Source organism: Bradyrhizobium sp., assembly GCF_035484855.1.
Taxonomy (GTDB): Bacteria; Pseudomonadota; Alphaproteobacteria; order Rhizobiales; family Xanthobacteraceae; genus Bradyrhizobium.
Genome location: NZ_DATHOP010000226.1, coordinates 1 through 10,138, shown reverse-complemented (window position 1 = coordinate 10,138; position 10,138 = coordinate 1). Strand labels below are relative to the sequence as shown.

Genomic DNA, 10,138 nt, shown 5'->3' with positions numbered 1-10,138 from the left:
CCGGTGTGGGACACCTCGCTTTGCTGTCATGCCCTGATCGAAGCCGGTAGCCCGCAAGCCTTGCCCGCGGCCAAACAGGGGCTGGACTGGCTGAAGCCGAAGCAAGTGCTGGACATCGGGGGTGACTGGGCGGTGAAGCGGCCGCAAGTGCGCCCCGGCGGCTGGGCCTTCCAGTACAACAATGCCTATTATCCCGATCTCGACGACACCGCCGTCGTGGTGATGGCGATGGATCGCGCCCGCCGCGCCAGCCATAGCCCTGAATATGACGAGGCCATCGCGCGCGGCCGCGAATGGATCTGTGGCATGCAGAGCCGCGACGGCGGCTGGGCCGCCTTCGACGTCAACAATCTCGAATATTATCTCAACAACATTCCGTTCTCCGATCACGGCGCGCTGCTCGATCCGCCGACCGAGGACGTCACCGCCCGCTGCGTCTCGATGCTGGCGCAGCTTGGCGAGACCGCCGGCAACAGCAAGGCGGTCGCCGACGGGGTCGCCTATCTCAGGCGTACCCAGCTTGCGGAGGGATCGTGGTACGGCCGCTGGGGCGTGAACTACATTTACGGCACCTGGTCGGTGCTGTGCGCGCTCAATGTCGCGGGCGTCGATCACGCCGATCCCGCGATTCGCAAGGCGGTGGACTGGCTGCTGTCGATCCAGAACGAGGACGGCGGCTGGGGCGAGGATGCCACCAGTTACCGACTCGATTATAAGGGGTTTGAGCGTGCCCCCACCACCGCCTCGCAAACGGCATGGGCCTTGCTTGGATTGATGGCGGCGGGCGAGGTCGGGCATCCGGCGGTCGCGCGCGGCGTACAGTACCTAATAGACACACAGACCGAAAAAGGCCTGTGGGATGAGCAGCGCTACACGGCAACAGGCTTTCCTCGGGTGTTTTATCTACGCTATCATGGCTATCCGAAGTTCTTTCCGCTCTGGGCGTTGGCGCGGTATCGGAATCTGGGGAACACCAACCTTGGGGTGGTAGGGGTCGGGATGTGAAATTGGGGGCGAGGGACGGCGCGTCCGCGGGTAATCGAATCGACCCGCGGCCGGTGCTGATCGTGACTGGACTGGTGCAGGAGGCCCGAATCGCGGCTGGGCCCGGGATGACCGTCATCTGCTCAAGTAGCGATCCGCAGCAATTGCGGGCGCTGCTCACGGTTTTTGACCCCGCGACCATCAGAGGCGTCATCAGCTTCGGCGTTGCCGGAGGCCTCGATCCCTCGTTGAAATCCGGCGACGTCGTGGTGGCGACCGAGGTCCTGGCCGGCGATACCCGCTGGCTCGCAGGTCTCGCGCTGAACGAAGAAATGATCGCCAGCGTCGCGCTGGGAAGCCGGCGGGTGGTCAGGGGCAGCCTTGCGGGCGCGGAGCAGGTGGTTGCCGCCCGCCACATCAAGGCCGCGCTGCATCTGGAAACCGGGGCGGCTGCCGTCGACATGGAGAGCCATATCGCGGCCGCCTACGCTGCCGAATCAGACCTTCCCTTCGCAGCGCTGCGCGTCATCGCCGACCCCGCCAGCCGGGCGCTGCCGGCGCTGGCGGTGTCCGCGCTCAAGCCGAATGGCGACGTCGATCTGGGCAAGCTGCTGCGCGGCGTCGCGCGCAATCCGACGACGCTGCGCGCGCTGGTCTCGACCGGGCTGGATTTCAACCGCGCGCTGCGCTCGTTACGCGGCTGTCGAGGCTTTCTGCTTGGCGGCGAGAGCCTCGTCGCGGCGGATCTCTGACAGGCGCTTCTGCACTTCGGCCGAGAAGATGTACTGCGCCGGCCGCTGGTTATCGAGGCTGATCTCCGGCGCCATCGGCCCCGTGGTCCTGACCCCGCGTAGCGCCACCCAGAAGGCTTTCAGCGGATTGTTCAGCGCAGCGGTTGCCGCCGTCGGCTCGTAGCCGCAATGGGCCATGCAGTCGGCGCATTTTTCGTACTTGCCGGTGCCGTAGGTCTCCCAGTCGGTGGTGTCCATCAGCTCCTTGAAGGTTTTGGTATAGCCTTCGCCGAGCAGATAGCAGGGTTTTTGCCAGCCGAAAATGTTGCGCGCCGGCATGCCCCACGGCGTGCATTCGTAACTCTGGTTGCCGGCCAGGAAATCCAGGAACAGGCCGGAATGCATGAAGTTCCACTTCTTGCCCTTGCCCAGCGCGAACACGTCGCGGAACAGCTTCTTGGTCTTGGTGCGGTTGAGGAAGTGATCTTGGTCGGGGGCGCGCTCATAGGCGTAGCCCGGCGACATCGAGACGCCGACGCCGAGCTCGGTGGTGAAGTCGAGGAATTTTGCAATTTCTTCCGCCGGATGGCCGTCGAAGATGGTGGCGTTGACGTTGACGGTGAATCCCTTGGCCTTGGCCGCCTTGATCGCGGAGACCGCGCGGTCGAACACGCCTTCCTGCGACACCGCCTTGTCGTGATGCTCCTTCAGGCCGTCGAGATGCACCGAGAAGAACAGATAGGGCGAGGGCTCGAACAGATGCAGCTTCTTTTCCAGGAGCAGCGCGTTGGTGCACAGCGAGACGAACTTCTTGCGCGCCACCAGGCCGCGCACGATCTCGCCGATATCCTTGTGGATCAAGGGTTCGCCGCCGGGAATCGCCACCATCGGTGCGCCGCATTCGTCGGCCGCATCCCAGCATTCCTGCGCCGACATCCGGCGATTGAGGATGGCATCGGGATAGTCGATCTTGCCGCAGCCGACGCAGGCGAGGTTGCAGCGGAACAACGGCTCCAGCATCAGAACCAGCGGATAGCGTTTCTGGCCCATCAGCTTCTGCTTGATCAGATAGCCGCCGATACGCAGTTCCTTGAAAAACGGTATTGCCATTACAGGTATTCTTTCTTGGTCTTGGTCCCACCAGAGATATAAGGTCAGCCCGCGGCGAGTTCTGCCGGAAGCCGGAATTCGATATTTTCTTCGCGGCCGGGCAACACCGACAGCGTCACCGGTCCGATGCGCCTCAGGGCCTCGATTACGTCGTCGACCAGCACTTCGGGCGCCGAGGCGCCGGCGGTGATGCCGACGGCCCTGGCACCCCTGAGCCAGTCCGGGTTGAGCTCGCTGCCATCGGCAATGAGATAACTCGGAACACCGACTTCGGTGCCGATCTCGCGCAGCCTGTTTGAGTTGGAACTATTGGCGGCCCCCACCACCAAAATGACGTCCACCAGCTTGCTTAGGTCCCTTACCGCAGATTGGCGGTTCTGTGTCGCATAGCAGATATCCCGGATGTCCGGGCCTTGAATATCTGTAAATCGGGCCTGCAGGGCGGCGATAATGTCCTTGGTGTCGTCGACGCTGAGGGTGGTCTGGGTGATGTAGGCGACCGGGGTGTCCGTGGGCAGCGTCAGCGCCGCTACGTCATCGACGTTCTGGACCAGCAGCACCGGGCCTGGAACCTGGCCCATGGTGCCCTCGACCTCGGGGTGGCCGGCATGGCCGATCAGGATCAGCGCCCGTCCCTTCGACATATAGCGCTTGCCCTGATTATGGACCTTGGTCACCAGCGGGCAGGTGGCATTGAGCACCGGCAGGCCGCGCGCGGCGGCCTCTTCTTCCACGCTTCGGGCCACACCATGGGCCGAGAACACGGTGACCGCCCGCGGCGGCACTTCCGAGAGGTCCTCGACGAAGATCGCGCCCTTGTTCTTCAGGCTTTCGACCACGTATTTGTTGTGCACGATCTCGTGCCGCACATAGACCGGCGGCCCGTATTTCTCCAGCGCCCGCTCGACGATTTCGATGGCCCGCACCACGCCCGCGCAAAAGCCGCGGGGTTGTGCCAGATACACTTCCATGGGATGCCCGTTACGCAAGTTGCACCAAACTCATTGTTCGATCTCCGTCCACCAGCGATATAGGTGCAATATCCGCACCACACCGGTTCCCGCATCGTCCCCTTTGCGCGCCCCCAACCGCATGACGGCACAGGGCTTTGTGTCAAAAAACCATCGGCTAGAAAAGGCGGATCGCGCAACGGCCGGCGAGATGCGAAGATTGCGGTATCATGTTACTGTAATCCAGAGATCGCCGGGAATAAACCCCTAAAACCCTCACTTGTTCGTCACTTTACCGCGCGTCAATCCCGGCTATATCAACCTCTCATCGCGTTTCGGCACGCTTTATGCTGACCGGCATGCTGCAAGCCCCCGCGTCCTCTTGGAAAACCATTAAAAAGCAACATTGGATCGGCTTGTGAATTCCGATAGATAGCGGACGTTTCCGGCGCGCCGTTAACATTAGAAAGAAAAGATGTGCTGACAAGTATTGTTGTATCGATTGTCAAAGCCTGCACGCGGTTTGCTCCTCTCACTGTCCTGGTCGCGCTCGTTCTGGCGGTCGCGGCCGGCTACTACACAACCAACCACTTCTCGATCAACACCGACATCAACACGCTGATTTCGTCCAATCTGGATTGGCGCAAGCGTGACCAGCAATTCGACACGGCGTTTGACCGCGACAGCACGATTCTCGCCGTGGTGGAAGCGCCGACGCCGGAACTCACCAGTTCCGCGGCCGAGGCGCTCGAGCAAAAACTCAAGGGCGATAGCAAGAACTTCGTATCCCAGCAGCCGCTCGGTTCCGGCGAATTCTTCGACAGGAACGGGCTGTTGTTCCTGCCCGTGGACGAGGTCGGCAAGATCATTTCGCAATTCGAGAAGGCTGCGCCGCTGATCGAGATCATGGCCGGCGATCCCTCGATCCGCGGCCTGACCGGTGCGCTGGAAACCGGGCTTGCCGGCGTCAAGCGCGGCGAGGTCAAGCTCGACGACACCGCGCGGCCCTTCAACCTGATCGCGCAGACGGTCGAGGACGTGCTGAACAAGGGAACCGCGACCTTCTCCTGGCGCCAGCTCGTCAGCGCTACGCCTTTGACTGATTCCGACCGCCGCGCCTTCATCGAGTTCAAGCCGGTGCTCGACTACAACGCGCTGGAACCCGGCAAGGACGCCACCGATGCGATCCGCAAGGCCGCCGCCGATCTTGACTTTCCGGCCAAGTACCAGGCCCGCGTCAGGCTGACCGGGCCGGTTCCGATCGCCAACGAGGAATACGCCACCGTCCAGAACGGCGCCCTCGTCAACGGCATCGGCACCGTGATCGTGGTGCTGATCATCCTTTGGCTGGCGCTGCATTCGGCGAAAATCATCTTCGCGGTGTTCGTCAATCTGTTCATCGGGCTGTCGATCACGACCGCGCTGGGGCTGATGATGGTGGGCTCGCTGAACCTGCTTTCGATCGCGTTTGCGGTGTTGTTCGTCGGGCTCGGCGTCGATTTCGGCATCCAGTTCAGCGTTCGCTACCGCTCCGAGCGTTTCAAGAACGACAATCTGCGGGAGGCGCTGGCGGAAGCCGCTAGGCGCGCGGCGGTGCCGCTGTCGCTCGCCGCGATGGCGACCTCGGCCGGATTCCTGTGTTTCCTGCCGACCGACTACAAGGGCATCTCCGAGCTCGGGGCGATTGCCGGCGTCGGCATGATCGTCGCGTTCACGACCAGCATCACGGTGCTGCCGGCGCTCTTGACCCTGCTCAACCCGCCCGGCGAGAAGGAACCGGTCGGCTACGCGTTTCTCGCCCCGGTCGACCATTTCCTGGAAAAGCACCGCATCGTCATTGTGGTCGGGACGCTCGCGATTGCGATCGCCGGCCTGCCGCTGCTGTATTTCATGAAGTTCGACTTCAACCCGATGAACCTGCGCAACAAGAATGCCGAATCGATTGCGACCTTTCTCGATCTGCGCAAGGACCCCAACACCGGCGCCAACGCCATCGACGTCCTGACCAATTCGGACACTGATGCCAAAAAGATCGAAGCCACCCTCGAGAAATTGCCGGAAGTGCTGCGGGTGATGTCGCTTTCGAGTTTCGTGCCCGAGGATCAGGCGCCGAAACTGAAGCTGATCGCGCAGGGTGCCAGGGTCCTCAATCCCGCGCTCAATCCGGACTCGATCGACGCAGCCCCCGGCGACCAGGAGAACGTCGATTCGCTGAAGGAATCCGCCGACATGCTGCGCAGGACCGCGGGCGATGCCAAGGGCCCGGGCGCGGTGGCGTCGCGGCGGCTGGCGGATGCGCTGGCGAAGCTCGCGGAGGCAAACGAGGAGACGCGCAACAAGACGCAGGCGATCTTCGTCACGCCGCTGCAGATCGTACTCGCCCAGCTCAAGATGTCGCTGCAGGCCGAGCCGGTCACCGAGAAGACGCTGCCTTCAGATCTGGTCAATGCCTGGAAGACCAAGGACGGCCTGCAACGGGTCGAGGCGCTGCCGCGCGGCGATCCCAACGACAACGACAATCTGCGAAGATTCGCCAACGCGGTGCTCACCGCCGAGCCGAACGCGATCGGCGGCCCGGTATCGATCCTCAAATCCGGCGACACCGTGGTGGACGCCTTCATCCATGCCGGTATCTACGCGCTGGCGGTGATCGCGCTGTTGTTATGGATCGCGCTGCGGCGGATCACCGACGTGCTGCTGACGCTGGTGCCGCTGTTGGTGGCGGGCACGGTGACGATGGAAATCTGCGTGCTGATCGGCCTGCCGCTGAACTTCGCCAACATCGTCGCGTTGCCGCTGTTGCTCGGCATCGGCGTCGCCTTCAAGATCTATTACGTCACGGCGTGGCGGTCGGGCCGCACCAATCTGCTGCAGACCAGTCTCACCCGGGCGATCTTCTTCAGCGCGCTGACCACGGCCACCGCCTTCGGCAGCCTGTGGCTGTCGTCGCATCCGGGCACCTCCAGCATGGGCAAGCTGCTGGCGCTGTCGCTGGTGACGACCTTGGCCGCGGTGCTGCTGTTCCAGCCGGCGCTAATGGGCAAACCGCGCGATATCGGGGAGTAGGCAGATGTCGCCGACCGGGTCGGCTGAGGCCGTCTGTTTCTGACCCTTGATGGAGCCGATGGAGCCCGTGGTCTTGGGCGCGGCTGATGCCTTGGGCCCATTGGGCGGTGCACCCTTCGCTGCGCCCTTGGCCATGCTGTTGACGGGGCTCGAGGGAATCGGACCTGCGACCCGGGTCCAGGTTTCGCCGCCGCAGAGGAAGCCGAGCACGCAGCCCTGAATCTCCATATGGTCGGGATCGAGCGGCCTGATCGTGGAGCTGTAATACTGGCCGTCCTTGGCGTTGTAGACTTGGCCTTCCCAGGTATCGACACCGGGCTTCTTCTTCATGTCGATCAGGATCGGCATGCCGAGCGTCGGCCTGCTCTGTTTCGAGACATCGGGATTGTGCTCATCGTGGCCGCCAGGGTCCTTTTCCCAGGAGACCGCGCCCCACATGTCGCCGTTGCATTGCGCGACGCGGATATTGGCGACGCCGTCCGCCACCCGCCAATCGCCGGTAGGGTCGAGGGCGAGGGCCGGCACAAGGCCTGTCGCGAAAAAAAATCCCGAATATAATACGGTACGCAAGATGTTTCGTGGGCGGTGCAACATGGCTTCAACCTGTGCTTAATTGGATGAGGGCAAAACGCCGCATTGAACGTTTTCAGTTGACGAAACCGTCATCAACCGAAGTATGTAGCTGATGTTATATTCCAATCTAGACGTTTCCGAGATGTTTGTGGACCGCCAGTCGCAGCGCAGTTCCATGCATACGCGCCACTTAAATGAGCAACTGGTGCGGGTCCTCAAGACCATAGGCTATGATGTCGGCTTCCAGAAGGGCCAGGGCCAGTATCTGTTCGATCGCGACGGCGCGCGCTATCTTGATCTACTGAGCGGATTTGGCGTTTTTGCGATTGGCCGCAACCATCCGGCGCTGCGCCAGGCGCTGAAAAGCGTGCTCGACAGTGACCTGCCGAATCTCGTGCAGCTCGACGTGTCCACCCTGGCCGGCGTGCTGGCGGAGCGGCTGCTCGATTATGTCCCGTATCTGGACAAGGTGTTTTTCGCCAATTCCGGCGCGGAATGCGTCGAGGCCGCGATCAAATTCGCCCGCGGCGCCACCGGCCGCCCCGGCATCGTCTATTGCGCCCACGCCTTCCATGGCCTGTCCTATGGCGCGCTGTCCTTGACCGACGATCCGAATTTCCGCGCCGGTTTCGAGCCGCTGTTGCCGGGATGCACGTCGATCCCCTTCAACGATCTCGCAGCGCTCGAGCAGGCGCTGTCGTCGCGCGAGGTCGCCGCCTTCATCGTCGAGCCGATCCAGGGCAAGGGCGTCAACATGCCCACCGACGAATTCCTGCCGGGCGCGGCCGCCCTGTGCCGCAAATACGGCACGCTGTTCGTCGCCGACGAAATCCAGACCGGCATGGGCCGCACCGGCCGCTTCCTCGCCGTCGAGCACTGGAACGTCGAGCCCGACATGGTGTTGCTGGCCAAGGCGCTGTCGGGCGGCCACGTCCCGGTCGGCGCGCTGCTGACGCGCAAGAGCATCTTCGACAAGATTTTTAACCAGATGGACCGCGCGGTGGTGCACGGCTCGACCTTTGCCAAGAACGACCTCGCAATGGCCGCCGGCATCGCCACGCTGGAAGTGATCGAATCCGAAAAGCTGATCGAGCAGGCTGCCAAGCGCGGCGCCGAGCTGCGGCTGGCGCTGACTCGCATGGTCCCCGGCTATGAATTGCTGAAGGAAGTCCGCGGCAAGGGCCTGATGATCGGCGTCGAATTCGGCCCGCCGAAATCGCTGCGCCTGAAAGCCTCCTGGAACGTGCTGGAGACCGCCAACAAGGGCCTGTTCTGCCAGCTCATCACGGTGCCCCTGTTCAAGGACCACAAGATCCTGACGCAAGTCTCCGGTCACGGCAGCCACACCATAAAACTGCTGCCGCCTTTGACCATCACCGAGCAAGACTGCACCTGGATCGAGACCGCCTTCGACGCTGTCATCGCCTCCAGCCACAAGGTCCCCGGCGCGATCTGGTCGCTCGGCAAGACGCTCGTGGATAATGCGGTGAGACGGTCGGCGTAGGCAGTAGGATGGGTTGAGCGTTTGCGAAACCCATCATCTTTTGCACGCACATGACGAGGCGATGGGTATCGCTGCGCTCCACCCATCCTCCGGGCTCTCTTTGGTGCGATAATGAAGCGGATTGCCGCGGCGCCTTTCTCCTTGAAACAGGGTAACATATGTGTTACCCACCGGCATGCTTGAAGTCCGGTACTACCTCGCTGCGAACGGCGAGAGTCCGTTTGCCGAATGGTTCGCGGAACTGGAAGGCGCAGCCAGCGCCAGGATCGTCCGCGCGCTCGCCCGTATCGAGCAAGGCAATCTCTCCAACGTCAAAGGCGTTGGAGAGGGTGTGCTGGAATATCGGATCGATTTTGGTCCTGGTTATCGGATTTATTTCGGACGGGATGGTGAGACGATCGTCGTCCTATTGACGGGTGGAACTAAGAAGCGACAGCAGCGCGACATCGATGCGGCGCATGCCTACTGGCAGGACTACAAGCGGAGCAAGCGCGAGCAAGATTGAACGGAGACGGACGATGGCACGTACAAAAAGCTTCAGGGACCTGGTGCAGGGCCGGGTCAAGGCCGACAAGAAATTTGCCGAGGCGCTGCTTCGCGAAGGCATCGATGCAATGCTGAGCGGCGATGTCGAGAGCGGCAAGTCGATCCTGCGCGACTACATCAAGGCGACCGTCGGTTTCGAAGAACTCGGCGAGGCGACCGGCGCGCCGCCAAAGAGCCTGATCCGCATGTTCGGACCGCGCGGCAATCCGCAAGCCAAAAATCTCTTCAGCGTGATCGGCTACCTGCAGAAGCGGGCGGGGCTCAGCCTGCACGTCGCCGGCTAGAAGTTACGGCGATGCTGGACATTCTGCCTCGACGGGCAAATCACCGGCGCCCCGCTGTCCTCATCTGACCCTGCTAGTCAAGCCCTTCATGCAAAAATATTCTGCTTTACCGAATATTCGGAATATCCTATATTGCGTCTTGTCCCGCCTCATTATGAGGGGCGTTTCGCGGTCGTCACTAAACGCGGGGTGGGATGCGGTGGACGCCGAGGGTGCATCTGACGAGGGCACTGGAGGCGGACGGAGAAGGCGTGTGGTCCTGGCACCCCGACGCTGGTGTCAAGTTCGCGTGAAGTGACGCGGATGACGGTGGCCAAAAGGCCCGGAGCACCGGGGAGAGCGCGCTATAATCCGTAAACCATTGCGTGGGGAATGCCGGGTGATTCCGGT

Annotated in this window: 9 protein-coding genes; 6 read left to right on the top strand and 3 right to left on the bottom strand. The window is 62.3% G+C overall.

Going from position 1 to position 10,138, the window contains the following annotated elements; genetic code table 11:
* Nucleotides 1–1,005: squalene--hopene cyclase (gene shc, locus VK804_RS26095; RefSeq protein WP_325375595.1), on the top strand; the 1,005-nt coding region annotated here is incomplete at its 5' end.
* Nucleotides 1,002–1,736, top strand: coding sequence for a phosphorylase (locus VK804_RS26090; protein WP_325375593.1), 735 nt, complete (start codon nt 1,002–1,004; stop codon nt 1,734–1,736). The genes shc and VK804_RS26090, both read left to right, overlap by 4 nt.
* Here VK804_RS26090 and hpnH read toward each other — a convergent pair.
* Both hpnH and ispH read right to left on the bottom strand, forming a co-directional pair.
* Nucleotides 1,677–2,825, bottom strand: coding sequence for an adenosyl-hopene transferase HpnH (gene hpnH / locus VK804_RS26085; protein ID WP_325375591.1), 1,149 nt, complete (start codon nt 2,823–2,825; stop codon nt 1,677–1,679). The genes VK804_RS26090 and hpnH overlap by 60 nt on opposite strands.
* A 44-nt stretch (nt 2,826–2,869) precedes the next feature.
* On the bottom strand, nt 2,870–3,796 hold the full coding sequence (ispH, locus tag VK804_RS26080; protein ID WP_325375589.1) for a 4-hydroxy-3-methylbut-2-enyl diphosphate reductase: 927 nt from the start codon (nt 3,794–3,796) through the stop codon (nt 2,870–2,872).
* A gap of 456 nt (nt 3,797–4,252) precedes the next feature.
* On the opposite strand from ispH, the gene VK804_RS26075 reads away from it, so the two are divergent.
* A complete protein-coding gene (locus tag VK804_RS26075; RefSeq protein ID WP_325375587.1) occupies nt 4,253–6,841 on the top strand; it encodes an MMPL family transporter in 2,589 nt (862 codons plus the stop codon).
* Here the strand turns inward: VK804_RS26075 and VK804_RS26070 are convergent.
* Entirely contained in the window at nt 6,809–7,411 is a 603-nt protein-coding gene (locus VK804_RS26070; protein WP_414642847.1) for a DUF2147 domain-containing protein, read from the bottom strand. The two genes, VK804_RS26075 and VK804_RS26070, sit on opposite strands and share 33 nt — an antisense overlap.
* Before the next feature lie 115 nt (nt 7,412–7,526).
* Between VK804_RS26070 and hpnO the strand changes: the two genes are divergently transcribed.
* From hpnO to VK804_RS26055, 3 genes are all read left to right on the top strand, one after another.
* Nucleotides 7,527–8,918 carry an aminobacteriohopanetriol synthase HpnO gene (hpnO, locus tag VK804_RS26065; RefSeq protein WP_325375583.1) on the top strand — a complete coding sequence of 464 codons (1,392 nt, stop codon included), beginning with the start codon at nt 7,527–7,529 and terminating at the stop codon, nt 8,916–8,918.
* Nucleotides 8,919–9,093: 175 nt separating this feature from the next.
* Nucleotides 9,094–9,423, top strand: coding sequence for a type II toxin-antitoxin system RelE/ParE family toxin (locus tag VK804_RS26060; RefSeq protein WP_325375597.1), 330 nt, complete (start codon nt 9,094–9,096; stop codon nt 9,421–9,423).
* A 13-nt stretch (nt 9,424–9,436) separates the two neighbouring features.
* Nucleotides 9,437–9,748: a transcriptional regulator gene (locus tag VK804_RS26055; RefSeq protein WP_325375581.1), complete on the top strand. Its 312-nt coding sequence runs from the start codon at nt 9,437–9,439 to the stop codon at nt 9,746–9,748.
* Nucleotides 9,749–10,138 lie beyond the last annotated feature (390 nt).

Bases quoted from the DNA above. Each gene is read 5' to 3' on its own strand.
- ispH (WP_325375589.1), bottom strand. From the start codon at position 3,796: ATGGAAGTGTATCTGGCACAACCCCGCGGCTTTTGCGCGGGCGTGGTG.
- VK804_RS26055 (WP_325375581.1), top strand. From the start codon at position 9,437: ATGGCACGTACAAAAAGCTTCAGGGACCTGGTGCAGGGCCGGGTCAAG.
- VK804_RS26060 (WP_325375597.1), top strand. From the start codon at position 9,094: ATGCTTGAAGTCCGGTACTACCTCGCTGCGAACGGCGAGAGTCCGTTT.
- hpnO (WP_325375583.1), top strand. From the start codon at position 7,527: ATGTTATATTCCAATCTAGACGTTTCCGAGATGTTTGTGGACCGCCAG.
- hpnH (WP_325375591.1), bottom strand. From the start codon at position 2,825: ATGGCAATACCGTTTTTCAAGGAACTGCGTATCGGCGGCTATCTGATC.